The sequence below is a fragment of the Nonomuraea sp. NPDC049152 genome (assembly GCF_040648355.1).
In the GTDB taxonomy this organism is placed as follows: Bacteria; Actinomycetota; Actinomycetes; order Streptosporangiales; family Streptosporangiaceae; genus Nonomuraea.
In genome coordinates, this window is the sequence record NZ_JBEZDO010000003.1 from 249,119 (window position 1) to 274,761 (window position 25,643).

Consider the following 25,643-nt stretch of genomic DNA (forward strand, 5'->3'; position numbering starts at 1 on the left):
AACACCGGCATCGTCAGGTCGGTTGCACCCGTTTCGAGGGAAACCTCCAGTAGGTGAGCGCGCGGAGGAGCCACTCGACGGGGCCGTAGCGGCGGCCGCGCAGCCACCAGTGGCTCAGGGCGGCCTGCAGGGCGAAGACGGCCACCGCGATGAGCACCTCGACGAGCGGACTGACCTTGTCGACGAGCGCCAGGCCGTACCCCGTGAAGATCAGCGAGCAGATCAGCGACTGCCCGAGATAGTTGGACAGCGCCATGCGGCCAGGAGCCGCGAGCAGCCGGCCCACGCCGGGCAGGTGTGGCAGCAGCCGCAGCAGGGTGGCGGCGTAGGCGGCGGCGAGCAGCGGTGCCGTGACGAGGTCGACGGCCTGGCCGAGCAGGCGCAGCACGTCCCCCGAGCCGCTCCAGGCCGAGTAGGAGTGGAAGGCCTGCCCGGCGATGCCCACGGTGAAGCCGAGCCACTGGAGCGTGCGCAGCGTCCGCGGGTTCGGCTCGCGCAGCGCGCCCCTCTTGCCGAGGGCGAGCCCGACCAGGCAGGCGGCCAGTACGGCCGGCCCCTGGAACAGCACCCGCAGCACGACGATCATCGACAGCTCGTGCAGGTGCTCGGAGATGATCTTCCCGGGCCCGTCGCGCAGCAGCACGTCGGCCCTGAGCGCCTCCGCGACCCCGCTCGCCCCGACGCCCGGCACGTGGAAGCCGAGCGCGGCCACGAGGGCGGCGAGCACGAAGCCGGCCGCGAGCAGCGAGGTCAGCGCGACGGCCAGGATCACGGCCTTCCTCGGCGTGATCCTGCGCAGCGCCAGGAGCACCAGACCGACCAACGCGTAGGTGACGAGGATGTCGCCGGGGAAGAGCAGCACGGCGTGCGCCAGCCCGAGCAGGAACAGCCCCGCCAACCGGCGCAGGAACATCGGCGAGAAGGCCGCGCCGCGCCTGGCGGCCGAGTCGAGCTGCAGGGTGAGGCTGTAGCCGAACAAGAAGGAGAACAGCAGGTAGAACTTGTTCTCCATGAACATGGTCACGAACCAGCGCACACCCCAGTCGAGCGCGCTGTCGAACCCTGGCTCGGGCAGCCCCGCCATCCGGTAGCCGGAGCCGAAAAAGGCGATGTTGACCACCAGAATGCCCAGCAGGGCGAAGCCGCGCAGGGCGTCGACGGAGGCGATCCGGTCCCCGGGGGTGCGAGCAGATGTCCACATCAAGTGGACATCATCTCGCAATCTCAGAGTTTGCTGTGACTTTTCTCGAGCTAGTGGAACATATTCAGGCCTATGTAGAGGAATCGGAAGACCACCACGGCGACGGCGATCGCGAACGCGGGCACCGCGGCCCACAGCAGCCGCCTGCGCGCCCGTGGGGCCCTGTCCGCGCCGCGCAGACGGATCACCTCGTAAGAGAGCAGCGCCGCCCACGTGAGTCCGAGGGCGAGCACCCCGACCAGGTCCCACGGCGAGGCGGGTTCGCCCGGCCCGCCGACCGCGTAGCGCGGTGGCGGAATCTCGGTGCCCTTGACGAACTTCTTCCAGGTGTAGAGCGCCGCGTTGTCGTTGGAGTAGACCTTCTTGATGTCCTTGGACCGGTCGAGCGCGGCCACGAACCTCGGATACCAGTCGGCAGGGAAGCCCTCGTTCAGCTGCAGGTACGCGGCCTGTCCGGTGGTGACGGCCAGGAAGGTGTTGCGTTCGCTGCTCTTGAGCTTCGCGACGACGTCCTTGATGTCGTCCGGGTTCTGGTGCACCAGCGCCTGCTGGGTGTAGTCGACCTTCTCGAAGTCCTTCTCGCCCCACGGCAGGATGGGCGTGACCTCGGGGCCGATCTTGGGCACCAGGTAGAGCACCCTGGCGCTCGGCTTGTCGTGCTCGTAGACGTAGCGCATCGCGGCCACCTCGCCCGAGGTGACCCGCTCGAACTTCTCGTTGCCGTAGCGGGCGATGAGGAAGGCCATCGAGAAGCCGAGTGCCACACACGCGGCCAGGACGATCGAGACGATCCTCGTGGTCCTCGGGTTGAACCTGACGTTGCGCTGGCGGAACGGCACCGTCTCGTCGGAGGCGTCCTCGCTGTCGGCAGGCAGGTTGGGGAAGAAGGCGTAGGCGGCCAGCAGGCAGGCGCCCGGCAGCATGAACATGTAGACCCGCAGGCCCATCTCGCCGCCGTAGCTCTGCAGGCCCATCGCCAGCACCGGCACGCACAGCAGGACGAGCGCCGCCCTGTCGAAGACGCCGCGCCGCAGCCGCCTGATCAGGCCCGCCACCGCCAGCAGCAGCACGGCCGCGCAGATGCCCAGCCGGGTCTTGAGCACCAGCGCGTGGACGGGATCGCTGCCCGCGATCCTGTCACCGGTGCCGCGCTGGAGGTTCTCCAGGAGCCTGCCGATGCCGCCGAAGATCGCGTCCATGTGGCCGGCCCAGAACCCGACCGTCTGGTAGCTGATCCACGCCAGCACCACCAGGCCGAAGAAGAACGGCAGCGCCCACGTCAGCGAGGTGCGCTTGACCAGCAGGAAGGCGGTCAGCACGCCCAGCATCATGAACGGGGTGATCTGGTGGGACGCCGTCGCGGCGAAGAACAGCGCGATCAGCATCATCAGCATCAGGAGCTTGTCGGCCCTGTAGGTGCCCGTGAAGGCCAGCTCGCCAGGCAGCATCGCGTCGAGCTTGGCCAGCAGCCTGCGGACGCGCCCCTTGGCGGGCAGCGGCTTGCTCCGCGTCTCGACCTTGCCGAACCAGCGCAGCAGGATCGCCACGAAGGCCAGGTAGAGGGCGAAGGTGAAGCCTTGCGGCGAGAAGTAGTCCTGCCCGATCCACTGCACCAGGACGAACAGCAGCGCCGCGAACCACCTGGCTCGCGTGGTCGCCACCACCTGGCGCAGGATCAGCACGAAGGGCAGGAGATAGAGCAGGTTCGACAGCAGCGGCGTCCAGTTGAGGATCGTCGTGAAGTCGGTGATGCCCGCCGCCTTGCCGACGAACGCGAAGAGCGCGAAGAAGCCGGGCCAGGCCATGCGCGCGTCAAGGCCGATGGCGGACTCGCCGGTTCTGGCGATGAAGTCGACCAGACCCGCGTGCACGTACGCGGTGGGGAAACGCGGCGCGTCGGCCACGATCGCCCCCGCTCCGTGCAGGGCGAACGTGATCGCGGCGATCTGGAACAGCAGCAGGAACTTGCGGTCCGTGCTCTGGGTGACCGTCACGAAGAACGAGACGATCATGAGGATGATCGCGAAGAACGCGCTGAGCGGCATCGCGGAGATCAGTCCGAGCCCGCCGATGTCAGCGGGGTCGACCCCGCGCAGCGGCCCCGGCGAGACGCGCAACGCCAGGACGTACATGACCAGGCCCTCGAGGACCAGTAGCACCGGCAGCCAGCGCGGCGCGCCCTGCACCAGCGCCGTCAGCCGCGCCCCCCACCCGTGGGCGGGGGCGGCGGTCTTCCTCCCGGATACGGCGGGCACCTTCGTGGGCGCCGCCTCGGGCGCCGTCGTGGGCGCCTCGGAAACCTGGGAAGCCTCGGGAGCCTCGGGAGCGTGGCCCACGTGGACGGAGGCGGGGACGCGCTTGGCGACGGTCGTGTCGTCGGCCTGCTCCTCGTGCTCCTCCTCGCCCTGCTCGTCGACCTGCTCTTCGACCTGCTCTTCGGCTCGGGGCCGCGGGGGCAGGCGCACGGCCTGCGTGATCTCCGTGACGTCCTCCGCCTCCCGCCCGGGGGGCCGGATGACGGGGTTGGTCTCGTCGCTGTCGACCTCCGCCCCCTGCGGGAACGCAGTCACCTGCGTGACCTCGTCGTCCTGCGCCGCCTGAACGTCCTCCGGCACGCGAGGGCCCGCGGTCTCCTGCGTGGCCTCGTCGTCCTCGACGGTCTCGGGGTCGTCCAGCGCTGCCTGAGCGTCCTCCGGCACACGCGGGGCCGCAGTCTCCTGCGTGAGCTCGTCGTCTTCGGCGTCGTCCTGCGTTGTCTGGGCGCTCTCCGGCGCGCGAGGGGCCGTGGTCTCCTGCGTGGCCTCGTCCTGCTCGGCGACCTGTGGGCCTTCATCCGCCCGCGGGGAGCGGGTCTCCGCGGCGACATCGGTCTTCGGGGAGTCGGTGCCAGGGGCGGGGTCGGTCTCGGTGGCCGGGTCCTCCCTCGGGGCCGCTTCTTCCGGCTGCCGTGCGTCCACCTGCGGGGCGGCGGGGTCGTCCTTGGGCACCGTGATCCGCGGGATGACGCCGGTGGCGTCAGGATCGAACTCCGGCTCCTCGGGCACGTCGCTCCCCTCCACCTCCGCGGCCTCGGAAGCCGCGGACGTGCCGGTCGTCTCCGTCGTCATCGCATCGCCCGCCGGTTGCCTCACGTTGACCATCATGCGGCCTCGGGCGACCTTTGGGTGACACGTGGCTGCCCGGTATCGCCATGTCTGAGAATTTTACGGAGACTTCTGAAGATCAACAACGCTACCAAAATCTCACTGAAAAGCAGACCGTATCCGACCGCGTTCACATCCAAGAAGGGGAAGAGGGTCATGATCGAAGTCAGCACCAGCACCGCGAGCCCGATCTGCACCAACGCCAGCTTGCGCGCCTGGCCAAGAGCTCGCAGGGAACTCAGGTAGACCTCGATGAGCACCCTCGGCAGGACCGCCAGCGCCATCAGGCGAAGCAGCGTCGTCCCCTCCACAGCGAATTCGGAGCCGAAGACGGTCAGGATGAGTGGAGCGGCGAGCAGCGCCACCCCGATGATCGGAATGATGATCGTCAGCGCGCGCTTCAGCGCCCTCCTGGCGTTGGACGCCAGCATGGAGCGGTCGAACGAGCCCTCCACCGTCAGCGAGACCGCCATGTTCATCGCCAGGAGCTCGATCATGCAGCCCAGCGTGTGCGCCATGGAGAAGCGCCCGAAGGTCGCCTCGCCCACCCTCGCCGCGACCAGCACGGGCACCAGGTAGACGATCGCCAGCATCGACAGCGTGCCGGGGAAGTCGCCCGCCAGGAACCTGCCCATCTCGCGCAGCCTGGGCGGCCGGGCGGTCTCCGCGGTCGCGCGGATGTGCCTGGGCACCTGGATGCCGAAGATCAGAAAGTTGACGGGGATCAGCGCGATCGCCGTCGGGATCATCCAGGAGACGAAGATGCCGCCGGAGGGCAGCCGGCTCGCAAGGACCGCCAGTAGGCCCATCTTGACCAGGCCGAACACCAGATTGTTCACCGGCACCCATGTGGCCTTGCGCAGCCCGGTGAGCGCCACGTCCTGCAGGGTGAACACCGACCACACCAGGACCGAGCCGAGGAAGAACAGGCTCATGGCGGGAGTGCCGAGCACCGCGTAGATGTCGCCCCACACGGGCAGCGTCAGGAGGAAGCCCACGGCCGCGGCGCCGCCCGTGGCGGCCGCCATGCCGTACCCACGGAGGATGACACTGCCGGTCCTGCGGCCGGAGATCGGGATGTAGCGGGCCAGCGCGCCTACGAAGCCGAGCGCGGTCAGCGAGGCGAACAGCCGCATCGCGGTGATGAGCGCCTGCCCCCTGCCGAACTCCTCGGGAGTGTAGAAGTGGGTCGCCAGCAGCCAGTAACCCATGCCGAGCGTGGCGGTGATCGCCGTGTTGGCCATGAGGGCGTAGCCGTTGCGGAAGAGCGGATTGCGCAGGTCCCGCAGCAGCTTCTGCAGGACCGATCGGTCAGACATTCCCGCGTACCCGCTGCAGTCCGTACCTCGTTCTCCTGACGACGGCGTAGCCCTTGGTGAGCACCCGCTCCCGCAGGTAGATCAGTGGGATTCCGTTGCCCTCGACGGCGCGCCTGAACATGCTCATCGAGGTGTGCTGGCCCACGGTGAGCCGTGGGATGGCCAGCAGGTCGTGCCGGTCGGCGGCGAGCGTGTTGTTCACCGCGCAGGCCGCCCAGTAGCCCGCTCTGCGCACCTCGCGGCGCACCCTGGCGCTGGAGTAACCGTAGGGGTAGGCCATCGTGGCGACAGGTGCGCCGATCCTGTCTTCAAGGAGTCCCTTGTTCTTGCGCAGTTCCTGGCGCAGCTCGGCGTCGGGCAGTTGGTCGAGTTGGGGGTGGCTGTGACTGTGTCCGCCGATCTCGATGCCGGTCTGCGCGATCTCTCGCGCCTGGCCCCAGCTGAGCATGTCGTCCAGCGGGTTGCCCGCGGCGTCCTTACCGGCGTCGGCGACCCATCCGCTGGTCAGGAAGACCGTGGCGGGGAAGTCGTACCGCTCCAGGATAGGCAGCGCGTTGGTGTGGAAGTCGGCGTAGCCGTCGTCGAAGGTCAGCACGATCGGCTTGTCGGGCAGCGACCTGCCGTTGTTCTTGTGCACGGCGGCGACCAGGTCGGCCACTGTCAGAGGGGTGAAGCCCCGCGTGGACAGGAAGTCGAGCTGCTCGGCGAAGTCGCCGGTCCGCACGGCGTGCGGCCTGGTGTCCTGGTTGGGCCGCTCGGTGATCGAGTGGTACATCAGAATCGGCACTCTGATCATTTGCGCACCACTTTCAGCCGGGCGGAACCGACCACGTAACCCCAGGTCGTCCACGCGAGCCCGATCACGATCGCGAAGGCCCTGCCGATCCCCGACACGTCGCCGCGCACCGCCTCTCCGAGGCCGCGCAGCGCGCCGAGCGGAAGCGCCTTCAGGGCGTGCGCCCGCTCGCTCTTCAGCCCGTCCTGGGTGCCCACGCTCTGCGTGACCAGGGCCTTGGACAGGCCCTCGGCGTAGCAGCGGGAGCGGAAGTAGGCGAAGGTGGCGCGCTGGGCCGGCACCTTGTGGCCGATCACCGCGTCGGGCTCGAACAGCATGACCGAGCCCGGCTTGCGCTGGGACAGCCTGATGCAGAACTCGGTCTCCTCGCAGCCGAGCGGCCGGCTCTTGCGGCCCTGCACGCTGCGTCCGATGCCGCTGTGGAAGCCGCCGACCTCGCCGACGGCCTCGCGTCTGAACGCGGCGTTGCCGCCCATGACGTTGCGGATCGGCGACCGTACGGCAGGCATGCCCCGGTAGCTGCACCCCACGGTCCAGTCGAACTCGTAGGGGAACCAGCCGGGGCGACCGCCCGTCTTCCAGAGCGGGTCCGTCCTGCCTCCCACGCCGACCACCGCGGGGTCCTGGAAGCCCTCCTCCAAAGCCTCCAACCATCCCGCGTCGGCCACGGCGTCGTCGTCGAGGTAGGCGACGATGTCACCGGTCGCCACGTCGGCCCCGGTGTTCTTGCCGCCGGACAGCCCCTTGTCGTGGACGTTCTCGACCACGCGTATCGTGGTCGCGCCCGCTTCGCCGCTCGTCGGCTCCTCCGTCGCTCTCTCCCTGCGAGCTCCTGCGCTCACGGCGCGCGCATAGGCGTCTTTCAGCCTGAGCAGCAGATCCGGGTTGTAATCGACGACCAGGATCAGCTCGTGCGCTGGGCGCCGCTGGCGCTCGACGGATTCGACCGCTTCCCTGATGTCCTCCCAGCGATCTTCGGTGTAGACGCAGATGACGACCGAACTCTTCATACCGAACCTTTACGCGACGCCCCGGTCAGCCGCCGGTCGGGCGGTGGGCTCGGGCACGGGCTGCGAGGGACGGCGGCGCCGCTCGCGCAGGATGGTCTTGAGCACCCTGATGCCGTCACGCACGGCGTGCAGGTTGCTCTCGCCGTGGATGCGGCAGCGCTCGTGGCTGGGCACCTCGTGCACCCGCAGGCCGGCCTTGGCGGCCCGCACGTTCATCAGGGTCTCCACCTCGAAGCCGTCACAGTCGAGGTTGAGGACGGGCAGGTGCCGAGCCCAGAAGGCGTTGTAGCCGTAGCAGAGGTCGGTGTACTTGGTCCGGTAGAAGACGTTGACCAGTGAGGTCAGCACCTTGTTGCCGAAGTAGCGGCTGAAGGTGAGGTCGTCGCTGCCGCCGCCGGAGATGTAGCGCGAGCCCTTGACGAAGTCGGCGCCGGTGACGAGCGCGCCCACGAAGGAGATGATCTCGTGGCCGTCGGTGGAGCCGTCCGCGTCGATCATGACGATGATGTCGCTGGTGCAGGCGGCGAATCCGGCTGCCAGCGCGTCGCCCTTGCCCTTGCCGGTCTGGGTGACGATCTTGACGTTGGGCCTGAGCCTGCGGGCCACGGCCACCGTGTCGTCGACCGAGTTGCCGTCGACGAGGACGATCTCGTCGATCCACTGCGGGATGGTGGCGAAGACGTGCGGCAGGTTCTCCGCCTCGTTCATCGCGGGCACCACCACGCTGACGGTCGGAGAAATGGCCAGGTGAGGCGTGAGGGGCGTGAACCGTTCGATCGGTGGCATCGATCTCAGGGACGTGCCCTGAATCTTGTGGCCGTTCGCCTTGATGATCTCGGGACTCATGGTGCGCTAAATCCTTCCGGGACCTGTCGCTGCCGCCGTACGGACCCGGGGCCATTCGCGATCCCATGGATCATCGGGAATGGCAGAAGTGACGAACGGTGCATGAAGGGTCCAGTGGGTGAGGGTGCCAATGGAGGTGCTGGTGCTGGTGTTGCCAATGGTGCTGGTGGTGCTGGTGCTCGTGCTGGTGGTGCCGTGGTGCGAGGGTTGGGGGCGCTTAACGCGCTCCCGTGGGTTCCTTGACGACTGACTCCGATGACGAATCGGACTGCAGAGTCGTGCGCACCCGCCCGAATCCCTTCAATACGCGATCGGCCACCTTATAAAGAGACGGCCGATCAAGCACGATTGTTCGTGCTTTGTTGACAGGAGTCCTGCCGATCCAATGGACGGCCGCGGTGGCGGAAGGCCTGGACACGCGTCCTTCGGACACGTAGAGGACCCCGCTCTTGAGCCAGTCCTTGTACTCCTTGCCGCCCTTGCCCATGTCCACGGCGAGGACGCCGGCCCTCGCCGCGTGCTCGGCCATCTGCAAGTGGTGCACGATGCCGGGGGAGTAGCGCGCGAACTCGGTGTCGTAGGCGGGGAACCAGCCGACCAGAGTGGTCGCCGTGCGCAGTCCGAAATGGCCTGCCACCGGAGTGTCACCGGCATAGAGCATGGTGAGCACACCCGAGAAGTCGGCGGACCGTTCGGCGTGCATCAGATCGATGAGCTCCACGATCCACGGCTGGGCGAACCTGTCCACTCTGCCGGTCCTGCGGTACTGGTCGGACTTCCAGTTCAGAAGCACGCGCAGTACCTCGGGGTCGGCCGAGGCGTACTCGAAACGCAGCTCGCCCTGCTCCCTGCCGAGCTTGCGCTCCTTGTAGCGCACGGTCTTCAGGTTCTTGGGCGAGTTGGTCTTGACCTGCTCGATCCAGGCGTCGAACCCCTCGGTGAAGTCCATGATCGGGGCGGGTCTGACGTCGGTCTCGAACGGCGCGAACGTCGCCTGACCCGCCACCATGTGGTCGAAGTCGAAGACGCTCAGCTTGGCGGCCCTGAGGAGGGCCTTCGTGTCGATCTTCAGCTCTGGGGCCGAGATCAGGCCATGACACGTGGTCAGAAAGCCGCCGAGCGGCTTGCCGATGCCGAAGCTGTGCCGTTCGTAGGGGAAGAACCCTGCGATCGAGTCGCCGTCGTGGACGACGGCCACTCTCACATAGTCGCGCAGGCGATCCATGGCGAGCGCGAACTCGACCGACAGGAAGGGGTTGTCCAGGGAGGCATCCGCCTTCTGCAACTCCCGCCATCGAACCCGTTCGGGCTCCGCGAGCTCGCCCGGGCGAACGATGGAGATTTTCACCGTGACCCCGCCCCCTGTCCGCTTTGCATGTTCTTCCCCCGATACAACACGCGTAGTACATACATGAACCCAGCGAGGACGGCGACCGTCGCGACGCCGGCCCGTGGGGACCATGCGTCGAACAGAAGCATGGCTTGGGCAAGGAGAACGTTAAGAACGAGACTTGCCGCAGCTCCTACTGATAGTGCGGCAAGTGGGTCACGATCACGCAACAGTCCGACTACTGCCGCACCAGGAACCACCAAAAGGAACAGAGAGATCAGAAGCGGACGCAGTGGCGTCTGGATATCGGCGAGCGCGATCACCGCCCCCGCGATGCACGCGGCCGCCAGCACCCATGTGAGCGCCCTCCACTTGCTGATCATCTCCCCACTCCTGGCTGCTAGCTGGCGAAGACACGATTGATCGCATTATTCATGGGATCAACCTTGCCTTGGGGTCGTCAATGCCGACGTCTGACGGCAGCTCCAGGTTTACCGAAGATGTCGAGATTCCAATGTGTAGTTCAACACATTGTCAAGAGCGTCAAACACTGCGTGGCCCCCTAGGGCATCTAGCTTGCCCTATCGTGGGAGATCATCGCCGCTCAAAGTCTGGTTTGTGGGTCTTTGTCCCCAAAATGAGGTCTTAATCACCTTGCGGGTCATGCGACGATGTGCTGCTCGCCACACCTGGGTCAGGTGTTTCCGTGGGGGCTGAAGAGGTGGGAGGTTCCTCCGTCGGCTCGGGCTCGTTGCCCTCCTGCCCGCTCCACGAAACCGCGCAGGAGCCCCCGCCTCCGTTGGACCTGATGGTGACTCGCCCCGTGCCGCCGGAGCCCGGATCGTTGACCGTCACCCAGACGGACGCCGCCTGACCTGCCTTGATCGAACCCCCGGAGGGGAACACGTCGAGCCCGTCCGAGGCGCCGGCGCTCCACGTGACGGTGGTGTTGCGGGCGGCCAGCCGTACCGTGCCCGCTCCCTCGACGGTTCCCGGGCAGGTGACGGAGAGCCTGGCGCCCGGCGCGGGAGGTTGGGTGCGGGTGGCGGTCGGCCTCGGGCGCCTGGTCGACGGCAGCGAGGCGGGGGTCGGCACCGGCCTGGCCGCGGGCCGCGACTGCGGCACCTGCCCGTCCGTACGGCCGGCCGAAGGGGTCGGCTCTCCCGCCTCCTCGCCTTCGCTCTGCGGCTCGGGCTCCAGTGACGGCTCCAGCGAGGGATCCGCCGAAGGATCGACCATCGCGGGCACGGCTTCGGACACCGAAGGCGAGGCGGAGGGGACCAGGTGCAACGCGGTGGGCTCGGCCTGGCCGTTCATCACGACCATCGCCCCCGTCGCGGCCAGCACGCAGGCCCCGACGGTGAAGACCGGCGCCAGGCGGCGCGGTCTGCGGCGGGAGCGGCGCTCCATCGTCACGGGGAAGCCCGTCCTGTCGAAGCTGTCGCCGCGCTCGGTGATCAACGTGCGGGTCTGGTCGCGCTCGGGGCTGGTGCAGGTGTCGATCACCCGGCGGCGCAGCGAGATCGGCGGGAAGGCGACGGGCACCATGTCGAGGAGCCTGCCCGCGGAGACGTGCCGGTGCCTGCCCTCGGTGCAGACCTCGCAGCCGCCGATGTGCCCGGACAGGCGGCGGCGCAGGATCGGGGTGAGCGGCCCCTCCCACGAGTCGACCATCGCCGACAGATCGGGGCAGTGCGCGCGTCCCGTCCTGGCGAGCACCACGGCCGCGGCGGCGTTCTCCAGGTGGTCGCGAGCCCTGCCAAGCCTGGTCGCGGCCTGCCTGGAGGTCAGCCCGAGCACCGCGCCCACCTCGGAAGGGGTCAGCCCGTGCCTGAGCGAGAGTTCGAGCACCTCGCGCTCGCCCTTGCTCAGCTCGCCGAGCGCCTCGTGCACCAGCTCGGCCAGCTCGGGGTCCTCGGGGTCGTCGAGGACGGGGGGAGGGGCGCCGGGCGTCTTGGGGGTCTTGGCGGCGCTCTGGAAGCGGGCGAGCGCGTACAGCCAGGCCCGCAACCTGCTGCTCTCCCTCAGCTGGTCGGTACGGCCCTGCGCGGTCACCAGCGCGTCGTGCACGGCGTCGGCGGCGGCGTCGCGGTCACCGGTCAGCGAGCAGGCGTAGTCGTGGAGTCGTTCGGCGTAGGCGTCGTAGAGACGGGCGGGGGCGTCGGGGTCGGCACGGCGCAGCGCCTCCACCAGCTGGTGATCGTCGGCGCGGTCGACAGTAGGCCATCCGGGCACGGATCTTCCTCCCCGCGGGCGAGCTCGTTCTCACAGCCCCACGCGGGTAGGACGCCCCCTCTCGGAGGAGGGTTGCCTTGGCATAACGACCGGGTATGGACGCCTTTGTCAGCGGCAGTCGGGCGCGCACAGGCGCCGCTTCATGCCCTGCACGAAGAACTTGCGGACATCGAGGATGTTCTCCGCGATGTAGGCCTCACCGCCGCTGGCCTCGGCCAGGGCGTCCATCTGCTTCCTACCCTTGGGCGCGTCGGGCCCGAACGCGATGATCAGCAGGTTGACCGGCCGCTTGGCGTCGTACTCCTTCTTCAGGAACTCCAGCATCTGCGCGTTGGTGACCTTGCCGGTCGGGTCGTCGTTGCCCGCGCCGTCGGTCAGGATCAGGATCGTGTTGATCTTGTCGCGCTCGTAGCTGGCCTTCATCTCCTTGTAGGCGGCCATCAGCGTGTCGTTGAGCCCCGTGTCACCGGTGGCCTTGGCCTGCACGGTGGCCAGCTGCTGGCCGAGGATCTGCTTGCGGGGCACGCCGTTGACCATCTCGCTCAGCGGGCCGACCGAGACCAGCTCCTTGTAGTCCTTCTCGCCGTCGAGCAGCGTGGAGAAGCTCCAGACGCCGATCTCGCTGTCGGCGGGGAACAGGCTCAGACCCTCACCGGCGATCTTGGTGATGGCCTGCATGCGGGTCATGCCCGCACCGGGGACGGGCAGCGCCATGGTGCCCGAGACGTCCAGCAGCGCCAGCAGCCTGGTGCCCAGGTTGAGGCGCGACCAGGTCTGCCGCATGCTCGCCACGTTCCTGGTGTCGGGCGAGGGCAGCGCCTGGGGGGCGGCCTGCTCGAAGCCCTTGTCCTTGGCGAGGGCGCCGCCGCCTACGCCGTCGGGGGTGCGGAAGCCGTACTCGCGCAGCGTCGTCTTGGCGGGGTCGGTGGCGAGTTGCTGCGTGAACGCGGCGGCGGCCTTCTGCGTGGCGGCGTCCTTGGCGGTGACGACGATCGGATAGTCCAGGCTCAGCGTGCCGTCCTCCGGGTAGAGCGGCACGACGGGCGAGGCGGACTTCTTGGCGTTGTGCGCCCAGACGCTCTGCTCGGAGGCGACACCGATGGGCACCTTGCTGCCCGACTTGACGGTCAGGCTGGCCAGCAGCGCGCTCGGGTCGGTGGCGATCTGCTCGGAGAGCTTCTTCAGCGCGCCGACGAGCTGCTCGTCGCCCAGGCCCGCCTCCTTGGCCGCGCCGGCGGCGGCGACCAGCGCGCCCAGTCCCGCGGAGTTCTTGGCCGGGTCGAGCGCCAGGACGCGGATGTTCTTGCCAGGGCCGTCGGCGTTGGCCACGTTCGCCACGCTGATCAGGTTCTGCCAGCTCGGTTTCAGGCTCTTGGCCAGGCTCGCGGCGGCGCTCTTGGCGGCGACCAGGACGATGGGCGAGGTGGCGGCCGACCCGGTGGGCGCGGGCAGCGTGACCCCCGACTCGGCCTCGCGCAGCATGCCGACCACCAGGCTCGAGTCGGCGATCCACATGTCGGCGTCGAGCTTGCCGTTGGCGAAGCTGTTGGCCGACTTGGCCGCCGACTCCTTGGCGACGGTCACGGTGACGCAGTGGCCGTCCACGGCCTTGCCCGTCTTGTTGAACGATCCTGCGATCTTGTTCAGCGCGGGCGAGATGTCAGGAGTGGCCACGACGCGCAGCGCGAGAGGGTCGCCCGTGCAGCCCCGTTCCCTGTTGAAGATGACGAAGGCGGCGACACCCAGGAGGACGGCGAGGGCGACCGCCCCCGCCAGGGGAACCAGCACCCTGCCGCGCCCTCTGCTGGGGCGTCGGCGGGGGGCGCGATAGCCGTCATCGAGTTCGTCTGTACGGTGTCGCCCCACGTTGCCCTCTTTGGTGTCGATAGATTCGGGTCACCATACCGGGAGAAACTCCGCGGTGCTGACGGAACGATACTCGGTGCGCTTGGTGTGGCAAAACCACTGATTTGGTGCACTGATTACCGAGAGTGCCTGTCAATGGCAGCAGTCGTGACCACGCCACGCATGGGTTCCCTCGCGCACGGCTACCACCGCGAGCCCCGTCGCCACCGCGGGATCGACCCACCACCAGCCGAGCGTGTTGAGCCACAGCCCGGCCAGGACGCCGCCCGCCACCGCCGCGCACATGAGGTTCTGGGCGCCCTCCCCGCGTGTGGCCGCCGAGCCGAGCCGCGCCCCGAGCCGCCGCTTGGCCAGGCCGAGCGCCGGCATGCTCACCAGGCTCACCGACGTCACGACGATGCCCAGCACGGTCGGGGCCGAGCGGTAGCCCTCGTCGAGGTCGTGCAGCACGTGGACGACCAGATAGGGAGCCAGCAGCCAGAAGCTCACCGCCACCGCGCGCCTGGCCCGCTCCTCCGCGTGGGGCGAGAGCGTGCGCGCGCCGGTGAAGCGCCACACCACGATCAGGCTCCCCAGTGCTTCGACGAGGGAGGACAGCCCCCACCCGATCAGCGCGACCGAGTGCGCCTCCAGCCCGGCCGCCAGGCCGAGCGTGCTCTCCAGGCCGAGCCATACAAGCGTGGCGATCGACAGGGCCCGTGCCCTCGACGCGTCGCGGAGCCAGGCGGCCGACACGACCGGATACGAGTGACTCCGCTGGTCAGGAACCATGACCTCGATCACACCCCTCGGGGCCGACAACAGCGTTCCGTACCCTATCGATCACTCTCGGTTATTGTGGGGTTTCTGTGCAAAGCTCGGTCAAACATCACCGGGGGAGAGTCCGTGCCGTTCACGCCGAGCCATGTCGCCGCAGTCGTCCCGATGTTCCGGGTGCGCTGGCTTGATCCGTGGGCCCTCGCGCTCGGCGCGATGGTGCTCGACCTGCCGATCTTCCTGCCGTTCCTGCCCGACTACATGCTGTGGCACTCCGCGGCGTGGGTGGTGACGATCAACCCGCTCGTGGTGTGCGTGCTGATCGCCGCCTTCGCGGGGATCTTCAGGCTGCCGCTCGTCGCGCTGCTGCCGGCGGGGCTCGTGGGACGGGCCGCCTCGCTGCGTCCCTCTCCCCGGATCGTGCCCCTTCTCGCGGGCGCGATGGCCGGTTCCGCCACCCACGTGTTCTGGGACTCCTTCACCCACTCCTACAGTTCGCAGGTGTGGGGATGGACCTGGCTCGACCACGAGGTCCTCGGTGTGATCCCGGTCTTCAGGCTGCTGCAGTACCTCTCCTCGGTGGCGGGCCTGGCGTTCGTGGCGTGGTGGGCATGGCGCGGCCTGTCCCGGATGGCCGACGTGGCCGCCCCCGAGGAACTGCTGCTGCGTGACCAGGTACGGCGAGCGGTGCTGTGGGCGAGTGTGGCGGGCGCCGCGGCGGGCGCGGCCTGCTGGCCCCTGCTGAACCCGCCGGGACCGAGCCTCGCCGCGCTGGTCACCAGGCTCGGCGCAGGAACGGTCGTCGGGTTGTGCGTCGTGCTCACCGTCTATGCCGCGATCTGGCAGTTCAGGCGGCTCAGGCGGCTCATGGCAGGATTCGACGGTGCCTGAGTACGTATCCGAAGCCCACGACCCCCGCCTGTCCGACTTCACCGGCCTGCGCGACGTGGAGCTGCGCAAGAGCATGGAGGCCGAGCAGGGCCTGTTCGTCGCCGAAGGCGAGAAGGTGATCAGGAGGGCGATCGCCGCGGGGTATCCCGTGCGCGCGGTCCTCACCACCGAGCGCTGGCTGGAGTCGCTTGCCGACGTGCTCGGCGACGCCACCGTCTACGTGGTCTCCGAGGAGGTCATGCACGGCGTCGCCGGATTCCCCGTGCACAGGGGGGCGCTGGCCTCGATGGAACGACTGCCGGTGCCGCCGGTGACCGAGGCGCTCGAGGGCACCTCTGCCGAGGGACCCGAACGACGCCCTCGCCGCATCCTGGTCCTGGAGGACTTGGTCGACCACGGGAACGTCGGCGCGATCTTCCGGTGCGCCGCCGCTCTCGGGGTCGACGCGATCGTCCTCTCTCCCCGTTGCGCCGACCCGCTCTACAGGAGAGCGGTCAAGGTGTCCATGGGCGCGGTCTTCGCGATCCCCTACGCCCGCATGGACAACTGGTACGACGGGCTGGAGCGGATCCGCGCGGCGGGGTTCCGGACGCTGGCGCTGACCCCGGACCAGAGCGCCACGCCCATGGACACTGTCGAGATGGGTGATCGGGTGGCGTTGCTGCTCGGGTCGGAAGGGGACGGGCTGTCCTCGCGCTGGTTGCGGGAGGCCGACGAGCAGGTGTGCATCCCGATGAGCCCCACGGCGATGGCCTCCGGCGTGGACTCGCTCAACGTGGTGGCCGCCGCCGCGATCGCCTGCCACGGCTTGATGCGGAGCGGCCCCCGGCCGTAGCGAGGTTCACCCCCGGCCTACCCGAGGTTCGAGCACGGATCCAGGCCGGTCAGGCCGGAGCTGGCGGCCCACACGCGCGCCGCGAGTTCGGTGTCGGCCAGGTCGCCTCGGATGGGTTCGAGGATGGGCAGGCCGCGGATCCCGAACACCCGGGGTCCCCATAGCTGGCCGCCGCGAACGGACGGGTCGAGGACGGCCCGGACGGCGGGCCAGGCGGCGGCCTCCTTGCTCTGGAGGAGGAGCCCGGCGGGCAGGCCGCGCAGCCGCTCGCCGGTGGTGCGGAGATGGACCGGCGGGCGTGCGGGGGTGAGGGAGTCGAGTGCGCCGCCGGGGTGGGTGACCACGCTCAGCGTCGTGCTGCCGACGGCGCGCAGGCGGCGGTCGAGTTCGAGGCCGAAGAGCATCTGAGCGAGTTTCGATCGCGCGTACGTGCGCTTCGGCCGGTAGTCGCGCGTGCTCTGGAGATCGTCGAGGTCCAGGCTCTCGGACTTGGCCGTGAAGCTGCCGGTGGTGACGACGCGGCTCACGGGTGTGGCCGTCAGCAGGGGTGCCAGCCACCACGTCAGCGCGAAGTGTCCGAGGTGGTTGGTGGCGAACATCAGCTCGTTGCCGTCCTCGGTGACGCGTCGTGGCGGCTGGTCGAGCAGCACTCCTGCGTTGTAGACGACCGCGTCCAGTCTTTCCAGCTTCAGCGCGTCAGCGGAGCCCTTCAGGGAGGAGAGGTCGGCGAGGTCGAGGCGGATGTGACGGACGTGGGCGCCGGGGACGTGGGCGCGGATCGCGACCCGCGCGGCTTCGGCCTTGGCGGTGTCACGGCTGCCGAGGATGACGGTGGCGCCCGTGCCGGCGAGTTGTTCGGCGACGAAGTAGCCGATGCCCGCGTTGCCGCCGGTGACGAGGAAGTTCTTGCCCTCGGCGCGGGGCAGGCGTTTCACGTCCCAGGTGTCCGGGCTGTGGAGGGAGGACATGGCGGTCCTTACGTGGATGGTCGGTCGTGGCTGCGTCAGTGCTGGAGTTCTTCCGGTGCTCGTCTGGGCATCAGGATCACGGCCGGGACGGTGATGGCGGTGAGGCCCACGACGACGATGAGGCTGGTCGTCATGGCGTGGCCGAGGCCGGAGGCGGCTGAGTGGAAGAAGACCGAGGTGACGGCGGCCGAGCCGATGCCGGCCGCGAGTTGCTGGATCGCCGACAGGGAGCCGCTGGCGCTGCCGGCCTCGTCGGGATTGATGTCGCCGAGAGCCACGTCGAAGATCGTGCCGTAGCAGGCGCCCATCCCCAGTCCGGTGAGGAAGACGGCCGGGGCGAGGGCCCACAGGCTCAGATCCGTGCCCGAGCCGGTGACCAGGACGAGCAGCCAGCCGCAGCTGATCAGGATGATGGCCAGGCCGAGGAAGACGAGGGTGCGGCCCATCTTCTTGATCAGCGCCATGCACGCTCCGGCGGCCACGATGATGCCCACGGTCATCGGCAGCAGACCCAGGGAGGCCTCCCGCGCCGAGGCGTGCAGCCCTTGCTGCATGAACAGCGAGAGGACGTAGACCAGGCCGGTGGTGGCGGCGAAGACGATCAGCCCGACGAGCAGGCCGGAGCTGAAGCCGCGGTTGCGCAGCAGGGACGGCTTGAGCAGCGGGTCGGCGGCCGTGGCCTGACGGCGGGCGAAGGCCGCCAGGAACACCAGGCCGACGACGATCGAGAGGATCGGGATGGCGGTCCAGCCGTTGCCCGCCCCCTCGACCAGCCCCAGGAGCAGGCCGAACATGGTGGCGGCGAGCAGCCCTGAGCCCACCCCGTCCACGCCGATGGACGCGTCACCGTCGTCGTGCGGCAGCAGCCGGACGGCCAGGACCAGGCCGAGGCCGCCGAGCACCACGTTGACCAGGAAGATCGGGCGCCACGACAGCCCGGCGATGTCGGCGTCGATGACGAACCCGGCCAGGATCGGACCGCCGACCGAGGCGATGCCGAGGAGGGGGCCGAACATTCCGAAGGCCTTGGTGAGCATGTCACGCGAGAACGTCTTGGTCATGATCGCCATGCCTTGCGGGATCAGGAGCGCGCCGAACGCGCCCTGCGCGGCGCGGGCCAGGACCAGCAGAGCGGGGCTGGGCGCGAGTCCCGCGACCGCCGAGGCGATCGTGAAGCCGCTCATGCCGATGAGGAACAGCCTGCGCTGGCCGTACTTGTCTCCCAGCCGCCCGCCGACCACGAGCAGGACGCCCATCGCGAGCATGTAGACCGACCCGAGCCACTTGATCAGGGCCTCGCCGCCGTGCAGTTCGGCGGTGATGGTGGGTGCGGCGATGTTGGTGACCGCGGCGTCGATCATGTCGAGGGCGTCGGCGAGCAGGACCAAACCCAAGATCGCCCACATGAGCCGGGTGGACGCGGTGACCGGCGGGCCGACCTTCGCGGGGACTGTCATGGGACCTCTCCATCAAGAAACTGAAATGACTCTGGAACTATAGCCACTATAGATTCAGATGCGTTCCGGATCCGGATACGATGGAGGCATGGCGACGACGATGGGGCGCCGCGAGCGCAAGAAGGCACAGACCCGCCAGGCGTTGTCGGACGCCGCGCTGCGGCTGTTCTCCGAGCACGGGTACGACGGCGTCACAGTCGCTCAGATCGCCGACGAGGCGGACGTCTCCATCGCCACGCTGTTCGCGCACGTGCCGGACGGCAAGGAAGCGCTGATCTTCGACGACGGCGCCGAACGACGTGTCTGGCTGGTCGCCGCGGTCCGCGACCGGCCCACCGGCCAGTCGGTGCTGCAAGCCCTGCGCCGCTGCATGGCGGGCCGGGGGCCCTTCACCGAAGACCTCCCGCCCGAACTGCGGCGCAAGCGCGACCTGATCGTGAGCACGCCCGCCCTGCGGGAATACTCACGCAAGCTCTGGATAGCCAGCGAGGGAGCCCTGGCCGAGGCGATCGCCGCCGAGAGCGGCCGCGATCCCTCCGACATGACCGTCCGCGCTCTCGCCCGCTACGTCCTGGAGATCCCCGAGCTCGCGGGCACCGAACCCGACCCCCTGACCGCGATGAACGCCATCTTCGACCTTCTCGAATCCGGCTGGCCCGAGTCGCCCGAGCAGACCTGACCAGGCCCCGCCCGGTCGAGTGGCCTGGAGTCCTCGCGCCTGTGGGCCCCGCGGAGCGGTACAACCGACGTTCCCCGGAGGTTCTCAGGTGGCGAGGAGCCGGGGTTAAGCGCGGCGATCGCCGCGGGTGCGTTTGGGAGCCGGACACGGGGCACGGACAGACATCATCGTGAGGAGACGAGATGCAGTCTGTGGAGAAAGTCGCATCCCTGGGAATGGGCGTGCTGAGCGGTGCCTTGGCGGGCTCGCTGTTCAAACGGGTGTGGAAGCTGGCGTCCGGTCAGGACGACGCGCCCGACGCCGACGACCTGGCCAGGAGCTGGATGGAGGTCCTCGTCGCCGCGGCGGTGCAGGGAGCGATCTTCGGCCTGGTCAAGGCCGCCGTGCACCGCGCGGGCGCGCAGACCTTCCGCCGCAAGGCGGTCAAGAGCGGGGCGAAGCACTGACCTGCCGGTGTCGCCGATCAGCTCCGCCGGCAGGCGGTCAAGGTGTCAGGGAGTGGTGGCGGTGATCTGCTCGCTCGCGTAGTCGAGCAGCCTGCCGGCGGTGGTGAAGCGGCGGGAGTCCTGGTCGCCGAGCAGTACGCCGATGACGCGCCTGCCGTTGCGTTCGGCGGCGAACAGCAGGCAGAAGCCCGCCTTGCTGGTGAACCCGGTCTTCACTCCGATCACGCCGTCGGTCTGGCCCAGCAGCTTGTTGGTGTTGGTCCAGGTGTGGGCCCGGTGGAGGGCGCTCTTGGGGAGCTTGTAGGTCTTCTTGGACACGACGGTCCTGAACGTCGAGTCGTCCAGCGCGATCTTCGCGAGCTTGGCCTGGTCGACGGCCGTGGAGTGGCCGCCCTCCTTGGGCGCGGGCAGGCCGTCGGCGTTGGTGTAGACGGTGTCGGCCAGGCCCAGCCGGCGCGCGGCGGCGTTCATCTTGGCGATGAAGGCCGGCTTGCCTGGGCCGTAGGTGCGGGCCAGCGCGTTGGCCGCGTCGGCTCCCGAGGGGAGCATCAGCCCGTAGAGCAGGTCCCTGACCGTCACCTTCTCGCCGGTGCGCAGCGCCGCGCTGGTGGCGCCGTGGTCGGCGGCATGCCGTACGTCGGCCTTGGTGATGGTGATGAGATCGCCGAGGTCGCCCTCGTGCAGGACGACATAGGCGGTCATGACCTTCACCAGGCTGGCGATCGGCACCCTGCGGGTCTCGCGCTTGCCGAAATGGGCCGTCCCCGACGAGTCGACGACGTACGCGATCCGCGCGCCCACCTCGGGCGCCTTCGCCGCGTGCGTCTCCGCCTGCGTCGGCGGGGTGAACCCCACGATCAGGGCGAGAGCCGCGGTGCCGGTCAGTAGTCGAATGCCCCCAATACGCATGTCAGACATGGTGGCAGGTGATCAACGAGTGATATGCGGAACTTGACTCTATGGCGGGAAAACGTCGTCCGGGACGCGGGTAAATGGTCCCTAGAACCGTCATATCGGGGGAGATCGACATGGCAGGCAAGTTCATCATTACAAAGGACAGGCGCGGAGAATTCCGCTTCAAGCTGGTGGCGGGAAACGGCCAGACCATCGCGATCAGCGAGGGTTACACGACCAAGGCGGCCTGCGTGAACGGGATCGAGTCGGTCCGGAAGAACGCCCCCGAGGCGACGGTCGACGACACCACGATGGCCGCCGTCTGAGCGGCCGGGCCCTCGCCGGACTCGTCAGGCGGCGAGGGCCTTCTCGCTCTTGCGGCGCCTGCGCCACACCACGAAGGCCGTGACGGCGCTCACCACGATCACGGCGGCGATGGCGGCGGCCACGGGGGAGTGCGTCGCCAGCTCCAGCCAGCCCCAGATCACCGAGTAGAGCGCGAACGAGGTCACGGGTACCCAGGTCAGGCAGCCGAGCGCGCTGGCCACGACGTACCACGGATAGGAGATGCGCAGCGCCCCCGCCACCCACGGCAGGGTATGGCGCAGGACGGGGACCCAGAAGCATGCGTAGACGGCGAGCGCCCCCCACTTCTCCACGACCCTCTCGACCGCGTGAATGCGTTCGCGGGGCAGCTTCCTGCCGAACTTCGACTCGTACAGCTTGTCGCCGAGCTTGTATCCGATCCAGTAGTAGGCCTGGAAGGCGCCGAACAGTGCGACCGCTCCGACCGCCACGATCAGCCAGTACGGCAGGCCGAACAGTGAGGCGCGCGTCGGGTCGGGGATGGCGATCGCAATGTGCCGCATGACAGACATCACCACCCCAACAGAATATTAGGCCAGGCTTACCTTAGGTCATCGTGACGGGCCCACGCTACCCGCCACCCACGCTACCCGGGCGGCGTTCCGCGACCCGCCAGAGCTGAGCCATGACCTGCAAGTCGCCATCAAGTGGACCTCAACCCCTCACCCCTACAAATGGGGTGGAAGAGAAGGGGTGTTGATCATGGGGACGAGAAGCAAGGCGGTTCTGGGAACCGGTTCGTCCACCGCCGCCAGGCTCTTGGTCGGCGCCCTCGCCTTCACCGCCGCCTACGTCGGCGTCTCGGCCTACGGCACCGCGAACTCCACGCAGCGGGCCACCACGACCGTGGACCTCTCGGCCACCGTCCTGCCGGTCACCGAGCAGACCGATCCCGATGTCGGCACCATCACCGTCAGCGCGCTCGACGGCAAGGGCGACTGCGACAAGAGCTTCGTCGCCAGGTCCGTCGTGCTCAACCCCGACGCGGGCAACACCCTCATGTACCACTGGCGGCTGACCAGATGGAGCTCCGTCAACAGGGCGTGGAAGACCTACCAGACCGAGTACGCGGGCTTCGCCGGGGCGCGCAGGAACGTCAAGTGGGAGCTCAGCGTCCAGGACAACCCCGGTTGGTACCGCATCGAGCTGGTCGTCGCAGGGCAGGAGAAGTCCATCAAGTCGGATCGGATCCTGGTGAGTTGCTGACCGCCCGCTGAGCCGCCTCCACCCACCGCGGCACCCCGACCCTCCTGGCCACCTCCAGGGCCTTGTGGTAGTGGTCGCGAGCCGCATCGGGCTGGTCGAGCCTGATCGCCAGGTCGCCGAGGGTCAGCGCCACCGGCCACAGGGCCACCACGCCGGTGCCCGCGCCCGCGATGCGGTCGGTGAACGGCTTGAGCTTGTCGTAGCAGTCGACCATCCGCTCGCGGTCGTCGAGCAGCATGCCCGCCAGCGCCCGCCACGTCATGGCCAGCTCGTACAGGAAGTCGGGCCGTACGGGAGGCCTGGTCGCGGCCACCGCCTTCGCGTCCTTGACGTGGCCCGCCGAGGCCAGCGCGAGAGCGTAGGCGTCGAGAGTCCACTTGGCGCCGCGCTGGTGGGCCTCCGCGAGCAGGTCGACCGTCTGCGCGGCCCTGCCGTCGACCAGGTGCAGGCAGAACGTCGTGATCAGCGGCAGGTCCTGGCGGCCCTCCAGCATGCCGGCCCTCGCCGTCATCCTGGCCGCCTCGCGGTAGGCCCGCTCGGCGCCGGGATAGTCGCCTGCGATCATCAGCCGCTGCCCTTCGTACCAGGCGACGACCGCGGCCGGAGCCGACAGGTCGTACTGCTTGGCCAGTCGCTCGGCGGCTCGCGCGTGCTCGTCGGAGACCGAGAACTCGCCGCGCGCCGCCGCGCACTCCAGCAGCACCAGGTGGGCCAGCGCCTGCACCGCCATCTGCCCCGAGTGCTGGGCGACCTCCAGCAGCTCGCGGCCGATGCTCTCGCGGGTGTCGACCGCGGGGATGTCGTAGGACTGGCGCAGCCTGCCGCTCAGCGCCGCCGCCAGCAGCGTCGGGTCGCCGCTCTGCCTGGCCAGCTCGAGGGCCTCCAGCGACGCCTGCCGCCCTCTCTCGGGCGAGGACGACCCTTCGAGCTCCAGCGCGAGCGTGGTCAGCAGGCTCGCGCGCAGCGTCTGCTCGCCCTCGGGCAGCTCGATCAGCGCCCGCTCGGTGACGTCGACGATCTCCCAGGCGGTCTGGGTGAAGTCGCGGGCCATGCCCTTGTGCGGTACGGCGAGCGCCGCGGCCACCCGCGCGGTCAGCACCGGGTTGTTCAGCGGCAGCGCCAGGTCCATCGCCTCGCGCCGCCTCAGCCTGGCAGCCGTCATGTCGCCGCACAGCGCCAGCGCCTTGATCTGGGCGAGCATCAGCTTGAGCCGCTCGGCGGTGTCGCCGCCTGTGCGGTCGAAGGCCGCGATGGCCTGCTCCCACAGCGTGGCGGCCTCGCGGTGGGCGAAGCGCCGCTCGGCCTGCTCGGCGGCGAGCCCTGCGTAGTGGACGGCCTTCTCGGCGACGTCGGCGACGAAGAAGTGGTGCGCCAGCGCCGCCACCTCGGCGGGCCTGCGCTGCTCGATGACGTTCGCCACGGCGGCGTGCAGCCTGGTACGGCGCAGCCTTGAGGCGTCGGAGTAGATCGTGTCGCGCACCAGGTCGTGGTCGAAGCGCAGCATCCCCGGGCCCGGCTCGGTCACCAGGCCGGCCAGCAGCGCTGCCTCGACCGCGTCGACGACCGCGTCCTCGTCGCCCGCCACCTCGACGAGCACGTCGACGTCGACGTCGCGGCCGATCACCGCGGCCTGCAGCAGGATCTGCTGGGCTCGCTCGGGCAGCCGCGAGATGCGCCGCCGCAGCACGTCGCGCACGCCCGAGGGCACCTGGGAGGCCACCTCGGCGGCGGTCGCGCGATCGCCGCCGACCGCCTCGGCGTCGAGCAGCCGCACGGTCTCGCGCACGAAGAACGGGTTGCCCCTGGTGCGCTCGACGATGGACTCGACCGCGTCCTCGTCCACCTCGCGCACGCAGGTGGCCCGCACCAGCTCGGCCACCGCCTTCGGGTCGAGGCCCGACAGGCTCACCCTGACGGGCCCGAGCCTGGCCAGCGCGGCGAGCACGTCGGACTGCCTGTCGTCGAGCTCGCTGTCGCGGCAGGTCACCACCAGCAGCACCCTGCTGGTGGCCAGCAGGCTGGGCAGGGCCCGCAGCAGCGCCAGTGTCTGGTCGTCGGCCCAGTGGAGGTCCTCGACCGTGAGCAGCACGGGCGACCTGCGGGCGACTCCGGCGATGTAGCCGCCGACCGCCCGGTGCAGGCGGAAGCCGCCCGACACCTCGTCGTCGTCGGGGTCGGCTTCGCCGTCGTCGAGCAGCGGGGCGAGGAGCTGGCCGTACTCGCCCGCTCCCGTCACCTCGACCAGCGTGCGCAGGATGCCCACCCACGCCCAGCCAGGAGGGGTCGCGCTGGAGTCGGGGCAGGCGCCGGAGGAGGCGATCCAGCCGTCGCCGGTGAGCTTGCGCTCCAGCTGGCGCAGCAGCGTCGTCTTGCCCGCGCCCGCGTCGCCCGTGACGATCGCCACCTCGAAGCGCGCGGTCTTGGCGGCCGCGCCGGTCAGCCTGGCCAGCTCGGCGTCGCGGCCGATGAAGGGCTCCGGCTCCAGCGGCGGCGGCTCGACGGGCGTGGTCGCCCTGGGCGGCCAGGTGTCGGCGACGGGCGCGGGCTGCCGCGCGGGGCGCGGCGCGGCGGTCAGTTCGAGCTCGGGCGACTGGGCCAGGATGTCGGACTCCAGCTTGCGCAGCGCGGGACCCGGGTCGATGCCCAGCTCGTCAGAGAGGATGCCGCGCGCCCTGCGCAGCGCGGCCAGCGCGTCGCCCTGCCGCCCGCACCGGTAGAGGCCGAGGGCGAGCAGCCGCCAGCCCTCCTCGCGCAGCGGGTTCTCGCCCGTCATCGTCTCCAGGTCGGGAACCGTCTCCGCGTGCATCCCCAGGCGCAGCCCGGTGTCGGCGTGGCGCTCACGCGCCACCAGCCGCAGCTCGGTGAGCCTGTTGACCTCGGCCTCCGCCCACGGCTGGTCGCAGAAGTCGGAGTACGGCGTGCCGCGCCACAGCCCGAGCGCCTTGCCGAGCCTGGTCCTGGCCGACTGCGGATCGTCGCTGTCGAGATGCTCGCCCGCCGCCCTGACCAGCTGCTCGAAGCGCAGCGCGTCGACCTGCTCGGGCGCGACCCGCAGCGCGTAGCCCGAGGCCACGGTCACCAGCAGCCTGTTGGGCCCGCCACGCGGCCTGCCGGGCTCGAGCACCCTGCGCAGGCGGGAGATGTAGACCTGCAGGCCCGACTGCGCGCCCTTGGCCGCGTCGTCGTCCCACAGGTCGTAGAGCAGGGTGTCAACAGGCACGACCTGCCCTCTGGCCACAAGAAGGCGGGCGAGGACGGCTCGTTGCCGCAACCCGCCGAGGTCGAGTTCGTCGTCGCTGTTGCTTTCGTACGCCTCGACTGGCCCCAGAACCCGGAACGCCACCATGTCAGCCGCCACGCTATGCGCGCTTCCGAAGCACGCACAAGGTCTTTGTAAGG

General features: G+C 69.4%; 22 protein-coding genes. 6 read left to right on the top strand and 16 right to left on the bottom strand.

Annotated features, from left to right (window positions below):
* Nucleotides 1–13 precede the first annotated feature (13 nt).
* The 11 genes from AB0B45_RS07725 to AB0B45_RS07775 all read right to left on the bottom strand — a co-directional run bounded on the left by AB0B45_RS07725 (nt 14) and on the right by AB0B45_RS07775 (nt 14,517).
* Complete coding sequence (locus tag AB0B45_RS07725; RefSeq protein ID WP_358126941.1) at nt 14–1,201, bottom strand: DUF418 domain-containing protein; 1,188 nt, start codon at nt 1,199–1,201, stop codon at nt 14–16.
* 50 nt (nt 1,202–1,251) lie between these two features.
* Nucleotides 1,252–4,332, bottom strand: coding sequence for a hypothetical protein (locus AB0B45_RS07730; RefSeq protein ID WP_358126943.1), 3,081 nt, complete (start codon nt 4,330–4,332; stop codon nt 1,252–1,254).
* 8 nt (nt 4,333–4,340) lie between these two features.
* On the bottom strand, nt 4,341–5,663 hold the full coding sequence (locus AB0B45_RS07735; protein WP_358126945.1) for a hypothetical protein: 1,323 nt from the start codon (nt 5,661–5,663) through the stop codon (nt 4,341–4,343).
* Nucleotides 5,656–6,459, bottom strand: coding sequence for a polysaccharide deacetylase family protein (locus tag AB0B45_RS07740; protein ID WP_358126948.1), 804 nt, complete (start codon nt 6,457–6,459; stop codon nt 5,656–5,658). The genes AB0B45_RS07735 and AB0B45_RS07740 overlap by 8 nt, the downstream gene beginning before the upstream one ends.
* Nucleotides 6,456–7,469: a glycosyltransferase family 2 protein gene (locus AB0B45_RS07745; RefSeq protein WP_358126951.1), complete on the bottom strand. Its 1,014-nt coding sequence runs from the start codon at nt 7,467–7,469 to the stop codon at nt 6,456–6,458. Before AB0B45_RS07745 ends, AB0B45_RS07740 begins: the two co-directional genes overlap by 4 nt.
* A 9-nt stretch (nt 7,470–7,478) precedes the next feature.
* The gene (locus AB0B45_RS07750; protein ID WP_358126954.1) at nt 7,479–8,315 is read right to left on the bottom strand and encodes a glycosyltransferase family 2 protein; all 837 of its coding nucleotides are present in this window, start codon (nt 8,313–8,315) and stop codon (nt 7,479–7,481) included.
* 217 nt (nt 8,316–8,532) lie between these two features.
* A complete protein-coding gene (locus tag AB0B45_RS07755; protein WP_358126957.1) occupies nt 8,533–9,663 on the bottom strand; it encodes a GNAT family N-acetyltransferase in 1,131 nt (376 codons plus the stop codon).
* Entirely contained in the window at nt 9,660–10,028 is a 369-nt protein-coding gene (locus AB0B45_RS07760) for a hypothetical protein (protein ID WP_358126961.1), read from the bottom strand. Before AB0B45_RS07760 ends, AB0B45_RS07755 begins: the two co-directional genes overlap by 4 nt.
* Before the next feature lie 262 nt (nt 10,029–10,290).
* Nucleotides 10,291–11,880, bottom strand: a complete 1,590-nt coding sequence (locus AB0B45_RS07765; RefSeq protein WP_358126964.1) for a sigma-70 family RNA polymerase sigma factor — start codon at nt 11,878–11,880, stop codon at nt 10,291–10,293.
* Between the two features lie 108 nt (nt 11,881–11,988).
* Nucleotides 11,989–13,668: a substrate-binding domain-containing protein gene (locus AB0B45_RS07770; RefSeq protein ID WP_358126966.1), complete on the bottom strand. Its 1,680-nt coding sequence runs from the start codon at nt 13,666–13,668 to the stop codon at nt 11,989–11,991.
* 210 nt (nt 13,669–13,878) lie between these two features.
* Nucleotides 13,879–14,517 carry a hypothetical protein gene (locus AB0B45_RS07775; protein ID WP_358126969.1) on the bottom strand — a complete coding sequence of 213 codons (639 nt, stop codon included), beginning with the start codon at nt 14,515–14,517 and terminating at the stop codon, nt 13,879–13,881.
* A 114-nt stretch (nt 14,518–14,631) separates the two neighbouring features.
* Here AB0B45_RS07775 and AB0B45_RS07780 point away from each other — a divergent pair, with 114 nt between their 5' ends.
* Nucleotides 14,632–15,393 (top strand): DUF4184 family protein, encoded by a 762-nt coding sequence (locus tag AB0B45_RS07780; protein WP_358126973.1) that lies wholly within the window; start codon nt 14,632–14,634, stop codon nt 15,391–15,393.
* Nucleotides 15,386–16,228 (top strand): RNA methyltransferase, encoded by an 843-nt coding sequence (locus tag AB0B45_RS07785; protein ID WP_358126977.1) that lies wholly within the window; start codon nt 15,386–15,388, stop codon nt 16,226–16,228. Before AB0B45_RS07780 ends, AB0B45_RS07785 begins: the two co-directional genes overlap by 8 nt.
* 17 nt (nt 16,229–16,245) lie before the next feature.
* Here AB0B45_RS07785 and AB0B45_RS07790 read toward each other — a convergent pair whose 3' ends face one another.
* Together AB0B45_RS07790 and AB0B45_RS07795 are read right to left on the bottom strand one after the other, a co-directional pair.
* Nucleotides 16,246–17,196: an SDR family NAD(P)-dependent oxidoreductase gene (locus AB0B45_RS07790; RefSeq protein WP_358126980.1), complete on the bottom strand. Its 951-nt coding sequence runs from the start codon at nt 17,194–17,196 to the stop codon at nt 16,246–16,248.
* Nucleotides 17,197–17,231: 35 nt separating this feature from the next.
* Nucleotides 17,232–18,653 (bottom strand): MFS transporter, encoded by a 1,422-nt coding sequence (locus tag AB0B45_RS07795; RefSeq protein ID WP_358126983.1) that lies wholly within the window; start codon nt 18,651–18,653, stop codon nt 17,232–17,234.
* Nucleotides 18,654–18,741: 88 nt separating this feature from the next.
* Here AB0B45_RS07795 and AB0B45_RS07800 point away from each other — a divergent pair, with 88 nt between their 5' ends.
* Both AB0B45_RS07800 and AB0B45_RS07805 read left to right on the top strand, forming a co-directional pair.
* Nucleotides 18,742–19,332 (top strand): TetR family transcriptional regulator, encoded by a 591-nt coding sequence (locus tag AB0B45_RS07800; protein ID WP_358126986.1) that lies wholly within the window; start codon nt 18,742–18,744, stop codon nt 19,330–19,332.
* A gap of 182 nt (nt 19,333–19,514) precedes the next feature.
* Nucleotides 19,515–19,778 (top strand): DUF4235 domain-containing protein, encoded by a 264-nt coding sequence (locus tag AB0B45_RS07805; RefSeq protein WP_358126989.1) that lies wholly within the window; start codon nt 19,515–19,517, stop codon nt 19,776–19,778.
* Between the two features lie 45 nt (nt 19,779–19,823).
* On the opposite strand, the gene AB0B45_RS07810 is transcribed toward AB0B45_RS07805, so the two are convergent.
* Complete coding sequence (locus AB0B45_RS07810) at nt 19,824–20,687, bottom strand: serine hydrolase (protein WP_358126992.1); 864 nt, start codon at nt 20,685–20,687, stop codon at nt 19,824–19,826.
* Nucleotides 20,688–20,806: 119 nt separating this feature from the next.
* Between AB0B45_RS07810 and AB0B45_RS07815 the strand changes: the two genes are divergently transcribed.
* Nucleotides 20,807–20,998 (top strand): YegP family protein, encoded by a 192-nt coding sequence (locus tag AB0B45_RS07815; RefSeq protein WP_358126995.1) that lies wholly within the window; start codon nt 20,807–20,809, stop codon nt 20,996–20,998.
* 24 nt (nt 20,999–21,022) lie between these two features.
* Here the strand turns inward: AB0B45_RS07815 and AB0B45_RS07820 are convergent, their stop codons facing one another.
* Nucleotides 21,023–21,541 (bottom strand): VTT domain-containing protein, encoded by a 519-nt coding sequence (locus AB0B45_RS07820; RefSeq protein WP_358126998.1) that lies wholly within the window; start codon nt 21,539–21,541, stop codon nt 21,023–21,025.
* A gap of 199 nt (nt 21,542–21,740) precedes the next feature.
* Here AB0B45_RS07820 and AB0B45_RS07825 point away from each other — a divergent pair, with 199 nt between their 5' ends.
* Nucleotides 21,741–22,244: a hypothetical protein gene (locus AB0B45_RS07825; protein ID WP_358127001.1), complete on the top strand. Its 504-nt coding sequence runs from the start codon at nt 21,741–21,743 to the stop codon at nt 22,242–22,244.
* Here the strand turns inward: AB0B45_RS07825 and AB0B45_RS07830 are convergent.
* Nucleotides 22,213–25,590: a BTAD domain-containing putative transcriptional regulator gene (locus AB0B45_RS07830; protein WP_358127004.1), complete on the bottom strand. Its 3,378-nt coding sequence runs from the start codon at nt 25,588–25,590 to the stop codon at nt 22,213–22,215. The genes AB0B45_RS07825 and AB0B45_RS07830 overlap by 32 nt on opposite strands.
* Nucleotides 25,591–25,643: the final 53 nt, after the last annotated feature.

What these genes read in the sequence shown, in the direction of transcription:
- AB0B45_RS07725 (WP_358126941.1), bottom strand. Translation starts at nt 1,201, where the DNA reads ATGTGGACATCTGCTCGCACCCCCGGGGACCGGATCGCCTCCGTCGAC.
- AB0B45_RS07795 (WP_358126983.1), bottom strand. Translation starts at nt 18,653, where the DNA reads ATGACAGTCCCCGCGAAGGTCGGCCCGCCGGTCACCGCGTCCACCCGG.
- AB0B45_RS07815 (WP_358126995.1), top strand. Translation starts at nt 20,807, where the DNA reads ATGGCAGGCAAGTTCATCATTACAAAGGACAGGCGCGGAGAATTCCGC.
- AB0B45_RS07825 (WP_358127001.1), top strand. Translation starts at nt 21,741, where the DNA reads ATGGGGACGAGAAGCAAGGCGGTTCTGGGAACCGGTTCGTCCACCGCC.
- AB0B45_RS07810 (WP_358126992.1), bottom strand. Translation starts at nt 20,687, where the DNA reads ATGCGTATTGGGGGCATTCGACTACTGACCGGCACCGCGGCTCTCGCC.
- AB0B45_RS07740 (WP_358126948.1), bottom strand. Translation starts at nt 6,459, where the DNA reads ATGATCAGAGTGCCGATTCTGATGTACCACTCGATCACCGAGCGGCCC.
- AB0B45_RS07820 (WP_358126998.1), bottom strand. Translation starts at nt 21,541, where the DNA reads ATGCGGCACATTGCGATCGCCATCCCCGACCCGACGCGCGCCTCACTG.
- AB0B45_RS07750 (WP_358126954.1), bottom strand. Translation starts at nt 8,315, where the DNA reads ATGAGTCCCGAGATCATCAAGGCGAACGGCCACAAGATTCAGGGCACG.
- AB0B45_RS07745 (WP_358126951.1), bottom strand. Translation starts at nt 7,469, where the DNA reads ATGAAGAGTTCGGTCGTCATCTGCGTCTACACCGAAGATCGCTGGGAG.
- AB0B45_RS07800 (WP_358126986.1), top strand. Translation starts at nt 18,742, where the DNA reads ATGGCGACGACGATGGGGCGCCGCGAGCGCAAGAAGGCACAGACCCGC.
- AB0B45_RS07805 (WP_358126989.1), top strand. Translation starts at nt 19,515, where the DNA reads ATGCAGTCTGTGGAGAAAGTCGCATCCCTGGGAATGGGCGTGCTGAGC.
- AB0B45_RS07760 (WP_358126961.1), bottom strand. Translation starts at nt 10,028, where the DNA reads ATGATCAGCAAGTGGAGGGCGCTCACATGGGTGCTGGCGGCCGCGTGC.
- AB0B45_RS07735 (WP_358126945.1), bottom strand. Translation starts at nt 5,663, where the DNA reads ATGTCTGACCGATCGGTCCTGCAGAAGCTGCTGCGGGACCTGCGCAAT.
- AB0B45_RS07775 (WP_358126969.1), bottom strand. Translation starts at nt 14,517, where the DNA reads ATGGTTCCTGACCAGCGGAGTCACTCGTATCCGGTCGTGTCGGCCGCC.
- AB0B45_RS07790 (WP_358126980.1), bottom strand. Translation starts at nt 17,196, where the DNA reads ATGTCCTCCCTCCACAGCCCGGACACCTGGGACGTGAAACGCCTGCCC.
- AB0B45_RS07830 (WP_358127004.1), bottom strand. Translation starts at nt 25,590, where the DNA reads ATGGTGGCGTTCCGGGTTCTGGGGCCAGTCGAGGCGTACGAAAGCAAC.